Raw genomic sequence first — 20,374 nt, 5'->3', positions numbered from 1 at the left:
GCCAGGGCCGCACGGGGCCGGGTGCTCGACGACGGGCGCCGTCGGGCACCTGGGGCGACCACCCGGCGCGATCACCCGGGACGGTCACCCCGGACGGTCACCCGGGATAGGTGGGCAGCCGCACCTCGGTGGCGACACGGGTCCACAGCGACGACGAGCTCGCCGCGAAGAGGCTGCCGTCGCTCGTGCCGAGCAGCATGGAGCCCACCCCGCTGGCGGCGGCGAGGGAGACCGCGTCCTCCAGGGGCGACGTCTTGCTCGTGTGCCCGCCGACGGGGACGAGGTGCACGACGGGCGCGCTGTCGCCGTCGGACCGGCCGAGGACGCCGAGGAGCGTCCGGTCGACCCACACGACCTGCGTCGCCGCGACGAGCGGCTGACCGACGCGCACGGGCTCGGTGAGCTCGACGGGCCAGCCGTCCTCGTCGCGCACCACCCCGGCGACGTGCACCTGCACCCCGGACGCGGTGGCGCTCACGACGGCGACGCGCGCGCCGTCGGGCGCGACCCGCAGCGACATGACGGTGCGGCCCTCGAGCCAGGGCGCGGCGACCTCCCGGACGCGGGCCTCGAGGTCGACCACCTGGACGGAGCCCGCCTGGACCTGGGGGCCGCTCCACACGAGGCCGAACCGGTCGACGCTCGGCGCGAGGAGGTCCTCGCCGGCGAGCAGCGTCGCGGAGGGGGCGTCCTCGGTGGGGGCGGTGACGATGCGGTCCGACGCGTCACGCACGACGAGGGTCGCGTCCGACGACGCCCCGGTGAAGGCGAGGGCGGTCGGCTGCAGCCCGGTCAGCGGGGCGACGGACTCCAGGGGCTCGGTGGTCCGGCCGACGAGGCTCATGACCTGGCCCTCGGCGAGCACGACAGCGTCGTTGGGCGTGACGGCCGCGCGCGCGGTCGAGTCCTCCGCGACGAGGGGCGCGCCGTCGACGACGATCTGCACCTCGCGAGGTGAGGGGTCGCCGAGCGACGCCTCGAGCTGGGCGACGAGCAGGCCGCGGTCCTCCGGTCCTGCCTCCGCGGCGGGGCCGGTCAGGGACACCTGGATCGGCCCGGTGCCGTCGGGCACGACCGAGTCGATGCTCAGCGCGGTGCCCTCGGGCGCGACCGTCGTCACCGCGCCGGCGAGCCACGGGACGGGCCCGGCGAGCATCTCCCGGACCGCGAAGGTCTGCCAGGTGCGCTGCGGGAACCACCGCTCGTCGGGCACGAGGTAGCGCCGGTCGACGGTCGGGAAGTAGAGGTTGGTCTCGCGGTACGTCGTGTCGAAGTTCGTCACGGAGATCGCGACGCCGTCGTCCGTCGTCTCGACGCGCCACTGCCCGTCCTCGTCGAGGACGAGGCCGTAGACGAGCTCCGTCGTGGCGCCGGGGAGCTGTTCCGTGTAGACGCCGTGCTCGTCGACGACCCCGGCGACGTCGGCGGTCGCGCGGACGGTGACGGCGCCGTCGTCGACGGTCGACTCGTCGACCTGGAGCTCGGGCTCCGTCTCAAGCACGGCGACCTGGGCGAGGGGCGACCACGTCGAGGCCGTCTCCGGGGTGAGGAACTGCGTGGCGACGTCGAACGAGCCCGAGCCGCCCTGCGCCTGCGCGGCGAGGAAGCCGCGCACGATCTGCTCGGGCGACGCGTCCTCGCGCGGCGCGTCGGCGCGCACGAACGCGGGCCCGGGCTGGGACACGACCGCCTCGCCGTCCATCACCGGCCCCTGGGTCGGGATCGACGTGCACGCCGACACGGTGCCGACGAGCGCGAGCGTCGCGACGGCCGCGAGCGCCGCGCGCGCCCGGCGCAGGACGAGGCCCGCGCGCCGCGAGGATGTCGTCGTCATCGGGCCTCCCGTGCGTCGAGGGTGGGTTCGTCCGCGTCGCCCGGCGGCAGGACGACGGGGATGCCGCCCGTCACCGACGGCAGGTCCGCGGGGCCGACCGTGCCGTCGACGTCCTCGGCGACGGCGGGCGCCTCCTCCCACGCCGCGCCGAGCCCGCGGTCCGCGGTCGCCTCCGTGACCAGGGGCAGGGGCGAGGACTGCAGCCGGATGCCCGCGCGGCGCGGGAGCGTGAGGCGGAAGCTCGCGCCCCGCGACGGACGCCCCCACGCCTCGAGCCACCCACCGTGCAGGTGGGCGTCCTCCAGGGAGATCGCGAGGCCGAGCCCCGTGCCGCCCGTCGTGCGGGCGCGCGCCGGGTCGGCGCGCCAGAACCGGTCGAACACGTGCTGCACCTCGTCCACCGTCATGCCGACCCCGTGGTCCCGCACGACGACGGCCACCGCGTGCCCGTCGCCCGCCACGGTCACCTCGACGGGCTTGTCCTCGGCGTGCTCGATGGCGTTGACCACGAGGTTGCGCACGATCCTCTCGACGCGCCGCGGGTCGACGTCCGCCGTGAGGCGCTCGTCCGCGAGGTGCACCGACAGCCACACGCCCTTGCGCTCCGCGAGGGGCGCGGCGTGGTCGACGGCGGCGGTGACGACGTCGCGCACGTCGCGCCGCTCCGCGTCGAGCACGGCGGCGCCCGCGTCGAACCGGCTGATCTCCAGCAGGTCCGCGAGCAAATCCTCGAACCGGTCGAGCTGTGCCTGCAGGAGCTCGGTGGACCGGCGGGACACGGGGTCGAAGTCCTCGCGCGAGGAGTGCAGCACCTCGGACGCCATGCGGATCGTCGTGAGCGGCGTCCGCAGCTCGTGGGACACGTCCGAGACGAACCGCCGCTGCAGCATGGACAGCTCCTCCATGCGGCCGATCTGGTCCTGCAGGCTCGCGGCCATCTCGTTGAGCGTGCGGGCCAGCAGGGCCATCTCGTCGTGCCCCTTGACCGGCAGGCGCTCGTCGAGGCGCCCGTCGGCGAGCCGCTCGGCGACGGCCGCGGCCTCCCGGACGGGCAGCACGGCCTGCCGCGTGACGAGCGCCGTGATGCCCACGAGCAGCGCGAGGAGCACCAGCGCGCCGATGAGCAGGACCCCCTGGAGGAAGTCGAGCGTCTGCTGGTCGGTGCGCAGGTCGTACAGGTAGTACAGCTCGTACGTCCCGGCGACGGGCACGTCGACCGTCGTGCCGACGACGACGCCCGGGACGACGGGCGAGGCGGGGTCCGCGGGCCGGACGGGGACCGCGACCGGCTGGAGCCGCTGCGCGCCGTCGGCCTCCAGCGTCGCCTCGCGCATCTCCGGCGAGACGAGGCTCTCGAGCTGGTCGTCCGACGAGACGTCGAGCAGGCCGTTCGACGGGGCGTCCTCGGGGCGCCAGAGGAACACGTCGCGCGTCGTCGACCCGCTCGACAGGAGCATCGCGTAGACGTCGTACAGCAGCGCCTGCGCCTCCGACACGGACGCGGCGGGCGACCCGTCGAGCGCGCTGCGCGCCTGCGCCGTCGACTGCGCGCTCTCCAGGTCGATCTCGGCCAGGCGCCGCTCGAACAGCCCGTCGCGCATGGAGTCCGACAGGTAGGCGCCCAGCCCGGCGACGGCGACGACGCCGACGACCAGGGCGGACGTGACGACGCGCAGCTGCATGGACGAGCGCCACCGCCACACCGCCCGGCGGACCACGGCCCGGACCCGGACCCGCAGGCGGGTCCACGCCGAGGACCGGCGCGCCCTGGTCACGCCCGTCGTGCTCACGTGCGCGACGCGCCCGCCTTGTACCCGACGCCGCGCACGGTGAGCACGATCTCCGGGCTCTCCGGGTCGTGCTCGATCTTCGACCGCAGGCGCTGCACGTGGACGTTGACGAGTCGCGTGTCCGCCGCGTGCCGGTAGCCCCACACCTTCTCGAGCAGCACCTCGCGGGTGAACACCTGCCAGGGCTTGCGGGCGAGCGCGACGAGCAGGTCGAACTCCAGCGGCGTCAGGGCGATCTGCTCCCCGCCGCGCACGACGCGGTGCCCGGTCACGTCGATCTCGACGTCGCCGATGGTCAGGTGCTCGGGGGCGGGCTCGTCGGTGCGGCGCAGCCGGGCCCGGATGCGCGCGACGAGCTCCTTCGGCTTGAACGGCTTGGAGATGTAGTCGTCCGCGCCGGACTCCAGGCCGAGCACCACGTCGACCGTGTCGCTCTTCGCCGTGAGCATGATGATCGGCACGCCGGACTCGGCGCGGATGAGGCGGCACACCTCCGTACCGTCCTTGCCCGGCAGCATGAGGTCGAGCAGGACGAGGTCCGGCTGGGAGCTGCGGAACGTCTCGAGCGCGAGGTCCCCGTCCGCGCAGAAGACCGGTTCGATCCCCTCGGAGCGCAGCACGATGCCGATCATCTCGGCCAGGGCGGTGTCGTCGTCGACCACGAGCACGCGAACCTTCATGCGCACATGATGCCACCCGGGGCGCCGTCGGCCGTCGGGCGTGGTGGCGGCCCGCGCGTCGTGCCCGCGTACTAGGGTGGCCTGGCACCGCAGCCGACGAGCGAGGACCATCGCCCCCATGAGCACTTCTGACGCCTCCGGCGCGCCCGACGGCGGCGCTCCGGGCACGCCGGATCCCTCGCCCGAGCGCGACCGGGCACCCGAGCCGCCCGCCTCGTGGGGCACCCCGACCTACGGTCAGCCGGGCTACGGGCACCCGCAGCCCGCCCAGCCGCCGCAGCAGCCCCAGCCCACCCCGCCGCAGCCCCGGTACGGGCAGTACGGCCAGCCGGGCTACGGCCAGCCCCAGTACGGGCAGCCCGCGTACGGGCAGCCCCAGTACGGGCAGCCCGCGTACGGGCAGCCCGCGTACGGCGGCCCGAGCGGCTTCGCCGGGGCCCCCTACCCGCCCCCCGCGGCGAAGCCCGGCATCATCCCGCTGCGCCCGCTCACGCTGGGCGAGATCTTCGACGGGTCGTTCGGCGCGGTCCGCTCCAACCCGCGCGTGATGCTCGGCGTGACCGCGATCGTCATCGCCGTCGCGACCGTCGTCGGGCTCGGGATCGGCTACCTCGCGTCCGGCGTCGTCGTGCCCGCCCTCGTCGCGGCGGACGAGTCGCTCCTCACGGCCGACGCCTTCTTCGCCGACTTCGTCACCGTGTACCTCGGCATCATCAGCGGGGCGATCGTGCTCGGGCTCGCCACCCCGATCCTCAACGGCCTGCTCATCGCGTCCGTCAGCCGCTCCGTGATCGGGCAGCGCGCCGCGCCCGGCGAGGTGTGGGCGCTCGTGCGGTCGAAGGTGTGGCCGCTCATCGGGTTCTCGCTCCTCACCGGTCTCCTCGTCACCCTCGTGACCGGCCTGTACATCGGCCTCGTCGTGCTGGTCGGGACGACGGTCGACCCCGGGCTCGCCGTGCTCGTCGCACTCCTCGGCGGCCTCGGCCTGTTCGTCGGGATCATCTGGTTCGTGGTGCGCATCCTGTTCGTCCCGCCCGCCCTGGTCCTCGAGGGCCAGGGCCTGCGGGCCGCCGTCGTCCGCGGGTGGACGCTCTCGCGCGGGTCGTTCTGGCGCATCCTCGGCATCTACCTCCTCGCGTCGCTCGCCGTCGGGATCGTGGCGAACCTCGTCAGCCAGCCGCTCGGCGTCGTGGGGGGCCTGGTCCTCGCCGCGGGGTCGTCCGCCGGGTTCCTCGGCGTCATGGCGCTCGCACAGGTGCTGTCCGGCGTCGTGACGACGGTGTTCGTCGCGTCGGTCACCGCGCTGCTGTACATCGACGTGCGGATGCGGCGCGAGGGCCTGGACGTCGAGCTCGCCGCGGCCGCGAGCGAGCAGCCCCCGGCATGACGCCCGCCCGCCCCGTCACCGAGGCGCCCGTCCAGCCGGGCGCGGACGAGGCCCGGCGCTGGCTCCTCGAAGAGCTCGCCAAGCCCGAGTACCGCACGGAGCCCTCGCTCCTGGCGCGGTTCCTCGAGTGGCTGCAAGGACTGTTCGACGGCGCGACCGTGCTCGACCTCGGCGGACCCGTGACCGCGCTCGTCGTCGTCGTGCTCGTGCTGCTCGTCGCGGGGATCGCGTACCGCGTCGCCGGGCCGGTCCGGCTGTCGCGCCGAGCGCCGGGCTCCGCCGTCGTCCTCGACGACGACACGCGCACCGCTGCCGAGCTGCGGGCCGCGGCCGACGCGGCCGCCGCCGCCGGGGACTGGGGTGCCGCGGTGGCCGACCGTTTCCGCGCCGTCGTGCGGTCCCTGGAGGACCGCGCGGTCCTCGACCCGCGGCCCGGCCGCACCGCCCGGGAGGCGGCGGAGACCGCGGGCGAGCGGCTGCCCGACGTCGCGGGCGGCCTCGAGCGCGGGGCGCACCTCTTCGACGACGTCTGCTACGGCAAGGTCCGGGTCGGCCCCGACGCCGATGCGTTCGTGCGCGACCTCGACGCGCGGGCAGCCGCGGCACGACCCGTCCCGCGCACCGACCTCGCCACCGCGGGCGCCACCACCGGGGAGGACGCGCGATGACGACGACGCCCGCTCCCCCGACCGAGCGCACGGCGCCCGCCGCGGCGCCCGGGGTCGTCACCACGACGCACGTCGTCGTCGGGGACGGGACGAGCGCCGCGTCCCGCGCCCGCGCCCGGTGGCGGCGCGCCCGCTGGCCGCTCGCCGTGCTCGTGCTCCTGCTCGCCGTCGCGGGCCTCGCCGCGATCAGCCGCCCCCCGACGTCGGGCACCCCCCTCGCCCCGGACAACCCCGGCCCGAACGGCGCGCGCGCCCTGGCCGAGGTCCTGCGCGACCAGGGCGTCGAGATCACGTACGTGCAGACGGTCGCGGACGCCGTCGGTGCCGCCGCCGAGGGCACGACCCTCCTCGTCGCGCAGAGCGACTACCTGCTCGACGAGCAGGCCGACGCGCTCGCCGCCACCCCCGCCGACCTCGTGCTCGTCTCCCCCACCGAAGGGCTGCTGTCCGCGGCGACCGGTGGCGCGGCCGAGCTCGCCTACGACTGGCCGGACGGGTCCGCCGTCCGCACGCCCGACTGCACCGACCCCGCCGCCCAGGCCGCGGGCGCCCTGCGCTCCGACGGCGTCGGGTTCCTCCTCGCGGGCACCCCCGACGCCGCCTCCCTGTGCTTCCCCTCCCCCGGGGACCCCACGGTCGGGGCGTACCTCGTCCACGACGACGGCACCCGCACCGTCCGCGCGGTCGACACGCCCGCCCTGCTGCGCAACGACGCCGTGGCCGAGGACGGGCGCGCCGCGCTCGCCCTGTGGTCGCTCGGCGCGCACGACCGCCTCGTGTGGCTCGTGCCCGACCCGTTCGACACCACCCTCGTCGACGACGGGCCCGAGCAGCCCGCCGCGATGCTCCCGCCGTGGACCGGCGTCGTCGCGCTCCAGCTCCTCGTCGTCGTGCTCGTCGTCGCGCTGTGGCGCGGACGGCGCCTCGGGCCCCTCGTCACCGAGGACCTGCCCGTCGTCGTGCGGGCCTCCGAGACGACGCGCGGCCGCGGCCGCCTCTACCGTCGCGCCGGGGCGCGCGGGCACGCCGCCGCCGGTCTGCGCGCCGGCGCCGCCGACCGGCTCGCCTCCCGCCTCGGCCTGCCCCGCTCCGCCGACGCGCCGTCGCTCGTCGACGCCGTCGCCCGCGCCACCGGGCGCCCGGCCGACCAGGTCGCCCAGCTCCTGTACGGACCACCACCCGCCGACGACGCGGCGCTGCTCGAGCTCGCGCGTCACCTTGACCAGATCGAGAGCGAGGTCTACCACTCGTGACGCACCACCCCGAGGGCCAGCCGCCCCAGCCCGACCGCACCGCGCCCACCGGGCCCGGTCCCTACGGGACGCCCGAGTCCGTCGCCGACCGCGTGAGCGCCGCCGCCGGCCCCCACGCCGCCCGGCCCGCCGACGCGCCGCCCGCCGACGCCCCGTACGCCCCCGCGCCGCAGGCGCCCGCACCGGTCACCGCGCCCGCCGCCCCGTCGCTCGAGCTGCGCCAGGCCCTCGCCGCCGTCCGCACCGAGGTGGGCAAGGCCGTCGTCGGGCAGGACGGCGCCGTGACGAGCCTGCTCATCGCGCTCCTGTGCAAGGGACACGTGCTGCTCGAAGGCGTGCCCGGCGTCGCGAAGACCCTCCTCGTGCGCACCCTCGCCGCGTCGCTCGACCTCGGCACCAAGCGCGTGCAGTTCACGCCCGACCTCATGCCCGGCGACGTCACCGGCTCGCTCGTCTACGACGCGCGCACCGCCGAGTTCTCCTTCCGCGAGGGCCCCGTCTTCACCAACCTGCTGCTCGCCGACGAGATCAACCGCACGCCCCCCAAGACGCAGGCGTCGCTCCTCGAGGCGATGGAGGAGCGCCAGGTGTCGGTCGACGGGACCCCGCGCCCCCTCCCCGACCCCTTCCTCGTCATCGCCACCCAGAACCCCGTCGAGTACGAAGGCACCTACCCGCTGCCCGAGGCCCAGCTCGACCGGTTCCTCCTCAAGCTCGTCCTCCCCCTGCCCGAGCGCGAGCAGGAGGTCGAGGTCCTCGCCCGCCACGCCGCCGGCTTCGACCCCCGCGACCTCGCCGCCGCCGGCGTGCGCCCCGTCGCCACCCGCGAGGTCCTCGACCGGGCACGTGCCGAGGTCGCGCAGGTGCAGGTCGCGCGCGAGGTGCTCGGATACGCCGTCGACGTGTGCCGCGCCACCCGCCACTCGCCCTCCCTGTCGCTCGGCGTGTCCCCGCGCGGCGCCACCGCGCTCCTCGCGACGTCGCGCGCCTGGGCGTGGCTGTCCGGCCGCTCCTACGTCACCCCCGACGACGTCAAGGCGCTCGCCCACCCCACACTGCGCCACCGCGTGCAGCTGCGACCCGAGGCCGAGCTCGAGGGCGTCACCGCGGAGAGCGTGCTCGACACCGTCCTCGCGTCCGTCCCCGTCCCCCGCTGAGGCGCGCGACGTGGCCCTGACGTGGCGCGCCGTCGTGCTCGTGGCGCTCGGCACCGTGCCCGTGCTGCTGTTCCCCGTCCCCGGCACGGTGCTCGTGTGGACCCTGCTCGTCGCCGCGCTGTGCGGGCTCGACGTCGCGCTCGCGGCCTCGCCGCGACGCGTCGCGATCGAGCGCCGCGTCCCCGGGTCGGTCCGCCTCACCGACCGCGCGACGTCGACCCTCACCCTGACGAACCTCTCGGGGCGGCGGCTGCGCGCGCTCGTGCGCGACGCCTGGCCGCCGTCCGCCGGCACCCAGGTCAACCGGCACCGGGTCGACCTGCCCGACGGCGAGGCGCGCCGGGTCGTCACCGTCCTCGTCCCCACCCGGCGCGGCGAACGCGTCGCCGACCGGGTGACCATCCGGTCCTCCGGCCCCCTCGGGCTCGCCGCACGCCAGGCGTCGATCCCCGTCCCCGGCCGCCTGCGTGTGCTGCCCGAGTTCGCGTCCCGCCGCCACCTGCCCAGCCGCCTCGCACGCCTGCGCGAGATGGACGGCCGCGCCGCCGTCCAGGTCCGCGGCGAGGGCACCGAGTTCGACTCGCTCCGCGAGTACGTCATCGGCGACGACGTGCGGTCCATCGACTGGCGCGCCTCCGCCCGGGGCCGCGACATGGTCGTGCGCACCTGGCGGCCCGAGCGGGACCGGCGCGTGCTGATCGTCGTCGACACGTCGCGCACGTCCGCCGCCCGCCTCGGCGACGAACCCCGGCTCGACGCGAGCATCGAGGCCGCCCTCCTGCTCACCGCCCTCGCCGGACGCGCCGGCGACCGCGTCGAGCTCCTCGCCTACGACCGCACCGTCCGCGCCCGCGTCGCCGGAGCCGCCGGACCACGCCTCATGCCCGCGACGGCCGACGCCCTCGCCCCCCTCGAACCCGCGCTCCTCGAGACGGACTGGCCCGGGCTCGTCGGAGCCGTGCACGAACGCCTGTCGCAGCGCGCGCTCGTCGTCCTCCTCTCCACGCTCGACGCCGCGGCCGTCGAGACCGGCCTGCTGCCCGTCGTCGCACAGCTCACCGCGAAGCACCAGGTGGTCCTCGCCGCCGCGTCCGACCCCGAGGTCGCCGCCCTGCGCACCGACCGCACCGGGACCGCCGAGGTCTACGACGCCGCCGCCGCCGCGCGCGGCGAGATCGAGCGCGCCGCCGTGACCACGGTGCTGCGCCAGCGCGGCGTCGAGGTCGTGGACGCGCTCCCCGACGAGCTCGCCCCCCGGCTCGCCGACACCTACCTCGCGCTCAAGGCCGCCGGCCGCCTCTGAGAGCCGTCCTCTCCGCGAGGTAGAACCCAGGTCGCGCGATGTAGTACCCCTGTTGCCCGACGGCGCGTGGTCGCCCCGGGTGTCGGGCGGGTGGGGGCCGGGCCCGGCGTCGGACGGGCGGGGTAGGGTCGTGGCGCCCCTGACGTCCGGACGAGGAGTACGACCGTGGCCTGGCAGCCCAGCGACCCGCGCGAGCGGGAGCGTCGCAACAAGCGCGTCGCGATCATCGTCGTCGCCGCACTGCTCGCGACGTTCGTGATCCCGGCGCTCGCGATCGTCCTGTCCTGACGGTGCCGACCGTCGCCGTGTCGTGACCGACACCCGGTTCGGCCCGTCGCTCGCGCACGACGACCTGTCGCGCGCCCTCCTGGCGCGCCAGCACCTCGCACCCCGCGCCGGCCCCAGCGTGACCACCGGGGAGCGGGTCGTCGCGGAGGTGCGGCACCTCGTCGGGCTCCAGTCGCAGGTCCCGGCGTCGCCGTACGCGGGGCTGTGGTCGCGGTTGCCCGGCTTCGGCACGGACGACCTCGGGTCCCTCCTCCTGGACCGGTCGGTGGTGCGGGTCGCGACGCTGCGCGGCACGGTGCACCTCGTCACGGCCGACGACGCGTTCGAGCTCACCGCGCACGTGCGCCCCGCGGAGGTCGCGCACCTGCGCGGCCGCAACGAGCACGGGACCGCGCTGCGCGACGTCGACCTCGCCGACCTCGCGCGGGCCGCGACGGACCTGCTCGCCCAGCCGCTGACGACGGTCGAGCTGGGCCGCCGGCTCGCCGAGCGCTGGCCGGCCGTCGCGCCGAAGCACCTCGCGTTCGGCGCCCGGTGCCTCCTGCCCCTCGTCCAGGTGCCGCCGCGCGGGCTCTGGGGTGCGAGCGGCCCCGGCACCACGACCACCTGGACGACGGCGCGCGCCTGGCTCGGCGACCCGACGCACCGCGACGCCGCCGAGCTCGACGCGGTCGCCACGGCGTCCGACCCGGACGCGGTCCTCGCCGCCCGGGTCCGGCTCGTGCGCCGCTACCTCGCCGCGTTCGGCCCGGCGAGCGTCGCGGACGTGCAGAAGTGGTCGGGCCTGACGGGACTGCGCCCCGCGGTCGAGGCGCTGCGACCCGAGCTCGTGACGTTCACCGGCCCGGGCCGCCGTCGTCCCGCCGCGGGCGCGCGGGACGGACGCCCGGCGGCCGCAGGGCGGACCGTCGAGCTGTTCGACCTCCCGGACGCGCCACGCCCCGACGGGGACGCGCCCGTCCCGGTGGTCCTCACGGCCGACTTCGACAACGTCGTGCTCGCCCACGACGACCGGACGCGCGTGCTCGGCGACGTCGCCGTGAAGCAGGTGGTGAGCGTCAACGGCCAGGTCGCGGCGACGGTGCTCGTCGACGGTCGCGTCGCCGGGACGTGGACCTGGCAGACGGGACGCGACGGCGCCCCGCAGGTCGACGTGCGCCCCCTCCACCCGGCGGCGGCACCCGAGCCGGGGACGACCCCGGCACCCGCGGTCCGGCTCGCCGACGCCGCGGTGCGCGACGAGGTCGTCGCCCGGGCCGAGGACTGGCTCGCGGTCGCCGCACCCGGGGCGGTGCCCCGCGTCGTCGTGCACGACGGAGCATGATCGCCCGGCCACGACGACGGACGCGACGACGGGGCGACGACGAACGGCGACGAGAGCGCGGACGAGGACGGCGACGGCCGGTGGGCCGTCGCCGTCAGGCCGCGACGGGGACGACGTCCCCCGCCTGGTCGGCGGTGAGGTCGCCCGTCTCCCCCGCCCGCACCGCGCGGCGCCCGAGGACGATCGTGTAGACCCAGAAGCCCGCGAGCGCGACCGCACCGATGACGATCTTCAGCCACCAGGGCAGCGCGGACCCGGTGACGAAGCCCTCGATGACGCCCGAGACGGCGAGGGCGAGGGCGAGACCGATCGCGACGGTGACGAGGGCCCGGCCCTCCTGGGCGAGGGCGCGCGACCGCGGCAGCGGGCCCGGGTCGACCCACGCCCAGAAGATCCGCAGCCCGGCGGCCCCGGCGACGAAGATCGACATGAGCTCGAGCAGGCCGTGCGGCGCGATGAGGGTGAGGAACACGTCGAGCTCGCCGTAGGCCGCCATCATGCCGCCCGTCGCGCCGACGTTCACGGCGTTCATGGCGAGCACGAACGCCGGGTAGACGCCCGTGATGCCCAGCCCGACGCACTGGGCCGCGATCCACGCGTTGTTGGTCCACACGACGGCGGCGAAGTCGATCCCGGGGTCGTAGTAGGACGCGAAGGCCTCGTTGACGTAGTTCTCGCGGACGCTGGGCGGTCCCATCGCGGCGAGGCCCTGCGGGGTCGTCGCGACCCAGACCCCGGCGACGACGGCGACGACGAGGAACGCGACGGTGACGCCGACGGACCACCACCGGATCCGGTACAGGGCCGCGGGGAGCGTGACGACGAGGAAGCGCACGACGTCGCGCCACGCCGGGTCGTGCGCCCCGGCGATGCGGGTGCGGGCGCGTCCCAGGAGGTCGGACAGGCGGGTGATGACCACGGGGTCCGGCGCGACGGAGCGCACGGTCGACAGGTGCGTGGCGACCGCCTGGTACAGGCGGACCAGCTCGTCGGCCTCCGCCCCGTCGAGGGTGCGCCGCCGCGTGAGGGCGTCCAGGCGGTCCCACTGCGCGCGGTGCACGTCGGTGAAGGCGTCGAGGTCCACGACCGATACCCTGCCACACGAGACGCGTCGCCCGGCGGGGCGACCGCCCGTGCCGTCCGGCGCGGCGCGGCGGGCGTCACGGAGAGGGGCGACGTGCGCGACGGCATCCTGATCGGCGAGGGCGTGGTGCTCGACGCGCGGCCGGCGTCCTTCATCTCGCGCGCGCTCGGCGCGATCATCGACGTGGTGACGATCGGCGCCCTGCTGTGGGCGTTCCTGCTCGTCACCGCGGGCACCATGTCCGTGGTGGAGCCGGACCTCGCGACGGCGGCCGTCATCGTCATCATGGTCGTCGTCATGGTCGTGGTGCCGACGACGGTCGAGACGCTCTCGCGGGGACGCTCGCTCGGCAAGCTCGCGCTCGGCATCCGCGTGGTGCGGGACGACGGCGGCCCCGTCCGCTTCCGGCACGCGTTCCTGCGGGCGCTGGTGGGCGTGGGCGAGCTGTGGCTCACGCTCGGGTCGGTGGCGCTCATCGCGTCCCTGACGAACGACAAGGGCAAGCGCCTCGGCGACATGGCCGCGGGGACGTACGCGATCCGGGTGCGTGGCGGGCGTCCCACGCTCGCACCCCTCGTCATGCCGCCGCACCTGGCGGCCTGGGCGGGGCACGCGGACATGCGACGCCTCCCGGACGGCCTGGCGCTGGCGGCCCGCCAGTTCCTCTCCCGGGCGGACCGCCTGCACCCGGCGTCCCGCGAGCGCCTCGGCCGGCAGCTCGCCGGTCAGGTCGAGCGGTTCGTCGCGCCCGGGCCGCCGCCCGGCACCCACCCGGAGCTGTTCCTCCTCGCCGTCCTCTCGGAGCGGCGCGACCGGGACTGGGTCACCGCGCGGCGTGCGCAGGTGCTGGCGGCCGAGCAGGCCGAGACGCTGCACCGCCTGCCCTACTCGGTGCCCGACCCGTCGCGCTGAGCGCACGACGGCGCACCCTCGGCACGCGGTGCACCCGGGGGACCCGGGGCACGGCCGACGCCGCGGGTCCCTCGGCGCGTCCCACGAGCCGCACGATCCCGGCGAGGACGAGCGCGAACGCGCCGAACCACAGGGGGCGGCTCGCCCACCAGTCCGCGCTTCCCGGCACGGGCAGCGGGGTGCCGAGGACGACGAGCACGACCGCGACGACGGCGACCATCGCCGTGACGTGCCACAGGTAGAGCGTGAGGGAGCGTGCCGCGAGCGCGCCGACGACGGCCCGGCCGGTCCCCTCGGCCCAGCGCACGAGCACCTCCCGGGCGCAGAGCGCGAGCACGACCAGCCCGACGGCGTGCAGGAGCGCCGGGGCGGTGGGCGGTCCGAGGTTGGAGATCGCGGCGCCCGGCATCCCGACGAGCGACGCCGGGTAGGGCCCGACGGCGACGAGCAGCGCCGCGACGGCGAGGGCGGCGACGCCGGCGCCCGTGAGCACGGGGCGCGACGGCAGGGCGGCCACGGGGACGACGCGCCCGCGGCGCACGACCCGCAGGCCGGCCCGGGCGTCGGCGTACAGCACGCCGATCGCGTACGGCACGGCCCACACGAGGACGACGTCGACGAGCGCGAGCCGCTCCAGCCCGGCGCCGAACCGCAGCGCCTCGACCGCGAGCGGGACGGCGGTCAGGCCGGCGACGACCCACCAGCCGGCGGCGTGCAGGGCGCGGCGCAGGAGCGGCGTGAGGGCGACGAGCACGACGTAGACGCCGAGGAACCACAGGAGCTGCGGGGCGAGTCGTACGAGGGCGAGCAGCGCGCCGTCGGGCAGCCCGACCGCGTGGAGGACGCCGAGCGTGACGGCCCAGGCCCCGACGAACACGCCCACGGGCCGCGCGAGGCGGGCCAGGCGCCGGGCGACGAGGCGGTGCCCGCGCACCCGGACGGCGTCGGGCACGCGGTGGGTCCCGTAGGCGGCGGACGCGCCCGCGGCGAAGAACAGCAGCCCGAGCACCTGGAGCACCCAGGTGGCGGCCCAGCCGTGGCCGTGGGCGAGCGCGTTGCCGAGGGCGAGGGTGCGGCCGTCCCACGTCGCGTCGGCCATGAGCCAGTGGACCGTGACGACGCACAGCGTGGCGACGGCCCGCACGGCGTCGACGAAGGTGTCGCGGGGTGGTCGGGCGAGATCGGTGCTCACGGGGCGCTCCTCGGTCGGCGGGAGCCGGTGCGGTCCGGCGCTCACCAGCCTTCCGAGGGGCCGCGCGGCCCGGAACGGGACCCTCCCCCGGGCCGTGCGCGGCGTTCCGCCGAGCTCGAAGGGGGGACGTCCCCCGGGGCGAGCTGTCAGACCTTGAGGTAGCGCAGCACGGCGAGGACGCGGCGGTGGTCGCCGGCGTCCTGCGGGAGCCCGAGCTTGCCGAAGATCGCCGTGACGTTCTTCTCGACCGCCCCGTAGGAGAGGAACAGCGTCTGCGCGATCGCCGAGTTCGACCGGCCCTGCGCCATGAGCTCCAGCACCTCGGTCTCGCGCGGCGTGAGGCGTGCGAGACCGTCGTCGGACCGCGAGGCGCCCATGAGCTGGCTCACGACCTCGGGGTCGAGGACCGTCTTCCCGTCGGCGACGCGCGTCAGGGCGTCGACGAACTCGCCGACGTCGGCCACGCGGTCCTTGAGCAGGTAGCCGACGCCCTGCGCCCCACCGGTGAGCAGCTCGCTCGCGTAGCGCGTCTCGACGTACTGGGAGAACAGGAGCACGCCGAGACCGGGGTGCGCGGCCCGCAGCGCGAGCGCGGCGCGCAGCCCCTCGTCGGTGGACGTCGGGGGCATGCGGATGTCGACGACGGCGACGTCCGGCAGCGCGTCCTCGGCGGCGAGCCGCGCCACCGCGGCGACGAGCGCGTCGCCGTCGGGCACGGCGGCGACCACGTCGTGCCCGCGCCGGGTTACGAGCGCGACGAGGCCGTCGCGCAGGATGGCCGAGTCCTCGGCGACGACGATCCGCATCGGGGTCCTTCCGTCGGGGACGCCCATCATCTCGTGCGCGCGGGCAGGAGCACCGTGACGACGGTCGGGCCGCCCACGGGGCTCGACAGCTCCATCGAGCCGTCGACCGACCGGACCCGCTCCGCGAGACCGGCGAGGCCCGTGCGCCGTCCGTCCTGGCCCGGCTGCACGACGTGCGCGCCGCCCTGGCCGTCGTCGCGCACCCGCAGGCGCACGCTCCCGCCGCGCGACCCGCGCCCGCCGGCGGCGTCCTGCCGCTCGACGAGGACGTACACGCCGGTCGCGCGGGCGTGCTTCACGGCGTTCGTCACGAGCTCGGCGACGCAGAAGTACGCGATGGACTCGACCGCGGGCGCGAGCCTCCCGGTCGCCTCGACCGCGGGGTCCACGTCGACCGTCACGCGCAGCGGCGAGCGTGCGGCGAGCGTCTCGAGCGCGACGGCGAGCCCGTCGTCGAGCGCCGGAGGGTGGATGCCGCGCGCGAGCTCGCGCAGCTCCACGAGCGCCTCCTTCGTGGAGGCGTGCGCCTGGTCCACGAGCGCGAGCGCGTCGCCCGGGTCGTCGCCCTGCGCGAGCTGCTCCTTCGCCTCGCCGAGCTGCATGGCGACGGCGACGAGGCGTGCCTGCGTGCCGTCGTGCAGGTCCCGCTCGATGCGGCGCAGCTTGGCGTCGGCGTCCTCGACGGTACGCCCGCGCGACTCCTCGAGGTCGGCGACGCGCAGGCTCGCGAGCGTCGGGCCGAGGAGCGTCACGGTGAGCGCGCGGAACAGCAGCAGGAAGCCGTGCGTGACGTGCGGCCACAGCCACACGAGGAGCGCGCCGGCGGCGACGAGCAGGAGGTGACGCACGGGGGTGTCGACGAACCAGTCCGTGCCGAACGACGCGCCACGGTGCCACGTGCCGTCGCTCGCCTGCTGCACCGGGAGCCAGCGCGACCAGAACCAGTGCGTCATGCCGCCGAGCCCGACGGCGAGGAACACGGTGCTCACCGTGAAGGACAGGATCGCGAGCGGCAGCGACACGGCGAGGAACAGCAGGGCGCGCCAGCCGGGACCGTCGGCCAGGCCCGACCACAGCGTGCGCCAGAACCCCTGCGGGCGGTGGTAGGGCGCCGGGGCGAGCACGTCGACGTCGAGCAACGAACGGGCCATGCCCCGGTACATCGCGGCCCAGCCGCGCCCGCCGAGCACCAGCCCGGCGGACACGACCAGCCCGACGACCGTGACGAGGACCCCGGCGGTGAACGACACCGTGAACACCGCGTAGGTGAAGGCGAACGGGGCGAGCAGCAGCGCGAGCCACAGGTACCCGTACCCGCGCCAGGTGGTCCCCGCGAACGGCGCCCGCAGGAACGGCACGGCCCCGCGGTGGACGACGACGCGCGGGTCCGCCCGCCCGACGGCGCCCCGCGCGCCCGCGCCGAGCCCGCCGCCGGGGGTGGTGGCGGCGGGAGGTGGTACCGGGGTCGTGCCCTCGGTCGGGGCGACGCCCTGCTCGTGCGGGCTCACGGTGGTCATGCTGCCAGTGTTCCGACGACGGCGGGCCGGGCACCAGGGTGGCGTCCGCCGGACCGCACGGGGGACAGCCCCCGCGCTCACGCGCGGGACGCGGCCTCCGGCTCGGCCTCCCCCGGCCCGTCCGAACCCTCGGGCTCGCCACCGGCCGGCGCCGCCCGTCGGCCGCCCGACCACACGGCCCACGCGACGACGGCCGCGAGCAGGACGACGCCGACGACCGCGAGGGCCACGCCGTCCGCGCGCAGGGGCCCGAGCAGCCGGTCGTAGACGACGCCCGTGGCGTTCTCCTGCGCCGACGCGGGGAGCGCGTCGAGGTAGGCGGAGCGCCCGACGGCGATCGCGGCCACGAGGAGCAGCCCCGCGGCCGCCCACGTCCCCGCCACGAGGGCGACCCCGCGGCGTCGGGCGGGTGCGGCCCACACGGCCAGCGCCGCGAGCGCCACGACGACCCACGGGAGCCACGCGGCAGCGCGGGCGAGCCACTCGAACCCGACCTGCACGACCGTCACCTGCGGAAAGTGACCGAGGACGATCTCCGGGTCGACCTCGGGGATGCGCTCGGCGAACGAGAACCCGCGCTCGGCGAGCGTCGCCCGCACCTCCTCGACGACCGGGCCCAGGCTCACGCGGACCACGCCGTCCTCCGAGGCGCGCACGACGTCCCCCTCCCCCGTCGCGACGTACACCACGGCGCGGTGACCGGCCCGGTTCACGCCCTCCCAGATCTCGGCGAAGGCGTCGGAGTCGACGACCCGCTCGACGACCTGGTGCACGAGCTGCTCGACCTGCCCGTAGATCACCGGCGCGAGGGCGGCGGCCGCGTCGTCGGCGCGCTGCGTCGCCGCGTCCGACAGGCGGGGCCGCGCCTCGGGGTCGATGCGGGCCGCGAGACCGTCGAGGACGGTCGACGTCATGGCCTCGACGTCGAGGCGGGCCATCACCTGATCGGTGACGGTGTCGACCACCTGCGTCCGGACGGACTCCTCCTCGGCCAGGGGTTGCACGATCGCGACATAGCGGTCGGTGTCGAGGATCGTGCCGTGCGCGTAGCGCGCGACGAGCGAGGCGACCGCCAGGACGCCGCTCAGCAGGAGCAGGAGCCCGCAGGCCGTCCACCGCACCACCCGACCGCTCACACCCGTCACCCCTCGTCGCCCGACTCGTGCCAGTACGCTCCCACAGGCCGGGCGACGGGGCGCGGCGGGCGTCAGTAGCGGTAGTGCTCCGGCTTGAAGGGCCCCTCGACCGGGACGCCGAGGTAGTCGGCCTGGGACGGCGTGAGCTCGGTGAGGCGCACGCCGAGGGCGTCGAGGTGCAGGCGAGCGACCTTCTCGTCGAGGACCTTGGGCAGGCGGTACACCTGGCGGTCGTACCGGCGGGCGGAGCCGTCCTCGGCCGACGCGGCACCGGTGTCGACGGCGTCGCGGTACAGCTCGATCTGCCCGATCACCTGGTTGGAGAACGAGTTGCTCATGACGAACGACGGGTGGCCGGTCGCGTTGCCGAGGTTGAGCAGGCGCCCCTCGGAGAGCACGATGACGGAGCGCTCGGGGCGCTCGACCCCGTCGGCGCCGGTGCCGGCCGGGAACGTCCACTCGTGGACCTGCGGCTTGATCTCGGTGCGCACGACGCCCGGCAGGTCGGCGAGGCCCGCCATGTCGATCTCGTTGTCGAAGTGGCCGATGTTGCCGACGACGGCCTTGTCCTTCATCGCGGCCATGTGCGCGGCCATGACGACGTCCTTGTTGCCCGTCGTCGTGATGAAGAAGTCGGCCTCGTCCAGCACGTCCTCGATGCGGGCGACCTGGTAGCCGTCCATCGCGGCCTGCAGGGCGCAGATCGGGTCGACCTCGGAGACGATGACGCGCGCGCCCTGGCCGCGGAACGCCTCCGCGGCGCCCTTGCCCACGTCGCCGTAGCCCGCGACGAACGCGACCTTGCCGCCCATGAGGACGTCGGTGGCGCGGTTGATGCCGTCGGGCAGCGAGTGGCGGATGCCGTACTTGTTGTCGAACTTCGACTTCGTCACCGAGTCGTTGACGTTGATCGCCGGGAACAGCAGCTCGCCCGCCTCGGCGAGCTGGTAGAGGCGGTGCACGCCCGTCGTCGTCTCCTCGGTGACGCCGTGGATGCCCTGCGCGACCGTGGTCCAGCGCAGCGGGTCGGCGTCGAGCGCGCGGCGCAGCACGGCCCGCACGACGTTCATCTCGTGCGTGTGGTCGGGCTCGCCCGGCAGCGTGTCCGGCGGCACGACCCCGGCCCGCTCGTACTGCAGCCCGAGGTGCACGAGCATCGTCGCGTCGCCGCCGTCGTCGAGGATCATGTTCGGCCCGGCGACCGTGCCGTCGGCCGACGGCCACACGAGGATCTGCTCGGTGCAGTCCCAGTACTCCTCGAGGCTCTCGCCCTTCCACGCGAACACGGGGACGCCGCGCGGGTCCTCGGGCGTGCCGTCGGGGCCGACGGCGATCGCCGCGGCCGCCTCGTCCTGCGTGGAGAAGATGTTGCAGCTCGCCCAGCGGACCTCGGCGCCGAGCGCGACGAGCGTCTCGATGAGCACGGCCGTCTGGACGGTCATGTGCAGCGACCCGGCGACGCGTGCGCCCGCGAGAGGCTGGGAGGCGCCGTACTCGGCGCGCAGCGCCATGAGCCCGGGCATCTCGTGCTCGGCGAGGCGGATCTGGTGGCGGCCCGCCTCGGCGAGCGACAGGTCGCGCACCTTGTAGCGGCCGGGCGCCTCGTCGAAGGCGGGTGCGGGGGCGTGCGCGGTCGTGGACATGGTTCTCCTCGGACTCGTGCGCTGGGGGCTCCCGTGTGCGCGGTGCTGGGGGTGCGGACCCGGACGGTCGCGCCCACCAGGCTACCCGGTCGCCCTGTCCGGGCGGAGTCCCTTCCTGCGACGCGCTCGCACGCGCGCGTTTAGCAAAATCTTGACCCGTCGCGCAACGTCACGGTCCGGTAACGATGCGCGACCTGGCGTTTTCCCAGCGCACAGCGGGATTCTCGTCCGAGCACCAGACCGAATCCTGCCCTTTCGGCAAAGGATCGGGTCGCATTCTCCCTCGGTTTGGGGCAGGGTGCTGGGGTCGACGCCGGGCCCCCGCTGGGCTCTGCCTCGCCGAGCGCACTGCCGCCGCACCGTCCCCTGCCGGGCACCCGCCCACGGCTCCACGGACAGG

General features: G+C 75.8%; 17 protein-coding genes. 8 read left to right on the top strand and 9 right to left on the bottom strand.

The features are described from left to right. Positions 1 to 97 precede the first annotated feature (97 nt). The 3 genes from LGQ04_RS11795 to mtrA are packed head-to-tail and all read right to left on the bottom strand — an operon-like array spanning position 98 to position 4,304. Positions 98 to 1,834 carry an LpqB family beta-propeller domain-containing protein gene (locus tag LGQ04_RS11795; protein WP_229243897.1) on the bottom strand — a complete coding sequence of 579 codons (1,737 nt, stop codon included), beginning with the start codon at positions 1,832 to 1,834 and terminating at the stop codon, positions 98 to 100. Next, a complete protein-coding gene (mtrB, locus tag LGQ04_RS11790; RefSeq protein WP_308016396.1) occupies positions 1,831 to 3,609 on the bottom strand; it encodes an MtrAB system histidine kinase MtrB in 1,779 nt (592 codons plus the stop codon). The genes LGQ04_RS11795 and mtrB overlap by 4 nt, the downstream gene beginning before the upstream one ends. Before the next feature lie 11 nt (positions 3,610 to 3,620). Beyond that, positions 3,621 to 4,304 (bottom strand): MtrAB system response regulator MtrA, encoded by a 684-nt coding sequence (gene mtrA, locus LGQ04_RS11785; protein WP_229243896.1) that lies wholly within the window; start codon positions 4,302 to 4,304, stop codon positions 3,621 to 3,623. Between the two features lie 118 nt (positions 4,305 to 4,422). Between mtrA and LGQ04_RS11780 the strand changes: the two genes are divergently transcribed. From LGQ04_RS11780 to LGQ04_RS11755, 7 genes are all read left to right on the top strand, one after another. Beyond that, positions 4,423 to 5,691, top strand: coding sequence for a glycerophosphoryl diester phosphodiesterase membrane domain-containing protein (locus LGQ04_RS11780; RefSeq protein WP_229243895.1), 1,269 nt, complete (start codon positions 4,423 to 4,425; stop codon positions 5,689 to 5,691). Next, positions 5,688 to 6,359, top strand: coding sequence for a DUF4129 domain-containing protein (locus LGQ04_RS11775; protein WP_229243894.1), 672 nt, complete (start codon positions 5,688 to 5,690; stop codon positions 6,357 to 6,359). The genes LGQ04_RS11780 and LGQ04_RS11775 overlap by 4 nt, the downstream gene beginning before the upstream one ends. Next, a complete protein-coding gene (locus LGQ04_RS11770; protein ID WP_229243893.1) occupies positions 6,356 to 7,612 on the top strand; it encodes a DUF4350 domain-containing protein in 1,257 nt (418 codons plus the stop codon). Before LGQ04_RS11775 ends, LGQ04_RS11770 begins: the two co-directional genes overlap by 4 nt. 92 nt (positions 7,613 to 7,704) lie before the next feature. Then, a complete protein-coding gene (locus LGQ04_RS11765; protein ID WP_372470054.1) occupies positions 7,705 to 8,769 on the top strand; it encodes an AAA family ATPase in 1,065 nt (354 codons plus the stop codon). Between the two features lie 10 nt (positions 8,770 to 8,779). Next, positions 8,780 to 10,072, top strand: coding sequence for a DUF58 domain-containing protein (locus tag LGQ04_RS11760; RefSeq protein WP_229243892.1), 1,293 nt, complete (start codon positions 8,780 to 8,782; stop codon positions 10,070 to 10,072). Between the two features lie 165 nt (positions 10,073 to 10,237). Beyond that, positions 10,238 to 10,360: a hypothetical protein gene (locus tag LGQ04_RS17495; RefSeq protein WP_267494748.1), complete on the top strand. Its 123-nt coding sequence runs from the start codon at positions 10,238 to 10,240 to the stop codon at positions 10,358 to 10,360. 22 nt (positions 10,361 to 10,382) lie between these two features. Further along, positions 10,383 to 11,684 carry a winged helix DNA-binding domain-containing protein gene (locus LGQ04_RS11755; RefSeq protein ID WP_229243891.1) on the top strand — a complete coding sequence of 434 codons (1,302 nt, stop codon included), beginning with the start codon at positions 10,383 to 10,385 and terminating at the stop codon, positions 11,682 to 11,684. 94 nt (positions 11,685 to 11,778) lie between these two features. Here the strand turns inward: LGQ04_RS11755 and LGQ04_RS11750 are convergent, their stop codons facing one another. Beyond that, positions 11,779 to 12,768: a stage II sporulation protein M gene (locus LGQ04_RS11750; RefSeq protein ID WP_229243890.1), complete on the bottom strand. Its 990-nt coding sequence runs from the start codon at positions 12,766 to 12,768 to the stop codon at positions 11,779 to 11,781. A 93-nt stretch (positions 12,769 to 12,861) separates the two neighbouring features. Here LGQ04_RS11750 and LGQ04_RS11745 point away from each other — a divergent pair, with 93 nt between their 5' ends. Then, complete coding sequence (locus LGQ04_RS11745) at positions 12,862 to 13,680, top strand: RDD family protein (RefSeq protein WP_229243889.1); 819 nt, start codon at positions 12,862 to 12,864, stop codon at positions 13,678 to 13,680. Here LGQ04_RS11745 and LGQ04_RS11740 read toward each other — a convergent pair. From LGQ04_RS11740 to ahcY, 5 genes are all read right to left on the bottom strand, one after another. Beyond that, complete coding sequence (locus LGQ04_RS11740) at positions 13,592 to 14,872, bottom strand: acyltransferase family protein (RefSeq protein ID WP_229243888.1); 1,281 nt, start codon at positions 14,870 to 14,872, stop codon at positions 13,592 to 13,594. The genes LGQ04_RS11745 and LGQ04_RS11740 overlap by 89 nt on opposite strands. A gap of 146 nt (positions 14,873 to 15,018) precedes the next feature. Beyond that, a complete protein-coding gene (locus tag LGQ04_RS11735; RefSeq protein WP_229243887.1) occupies positions 15,019 to 15,678 on the bottom strand; it encodes a response regulator transcription factor in 660 nt (219 codons plus the stop codon). Between the two features lie 26 nt (positions 15,679 to 15,704). After that, positions 15,705 to 17,195, bottom strand: a complete 1,491-nt coding sequence (locus LGQ04_RS11730) for a sensor histidine kinase (protein ID WP_229243886.1) — start codon at positions 17,193 to 17,195, stop codon at positions 15,705 to 15,707. Between the two features lie 77 nt (positions 17,196 to 17,272). Further along, entirely contained in the window at positions 17,273 to 18,331 is a 1,059-nt protein-coding gene (locus LGQ04_RS11725) for a hypothetical protein (protein WP_229243885.1), read from the bottom strand. Positions 18,332 to 18,402: 71 nt separating this feature from the next. Next, positions 18,403 to 19,974 (bottom strand): adenosylhomocysteinase, encoded by a 1,572-nt coding sequence (gene ahcY, locus LGQ04_RS11720; RefSeq protein WP_229243884.1) that lies wholly within the window; start codon positions 19,972 to 19,974, stop codon positions 18,403 to 18,405. Between the last annotated feature and the right edge of the window lie 400 nt (positions 19,975 to 20,374).

It is taken from the genome of Cellulosimicrobium marinum (genome assembly GCF_020551945.1).
Lineage (GTDB): Bacteria > Actinomycetota > Actinomycetes > Actinomycetales > Cellulomonadaceae > Cellulosimicrobium > Cellulosimicrobium marinum.
The sequence above is the reverse complement of the archived record's forward strand: the minus strand, read 5'-3'. Positions and strand labels throughout refer to the sequence as shown.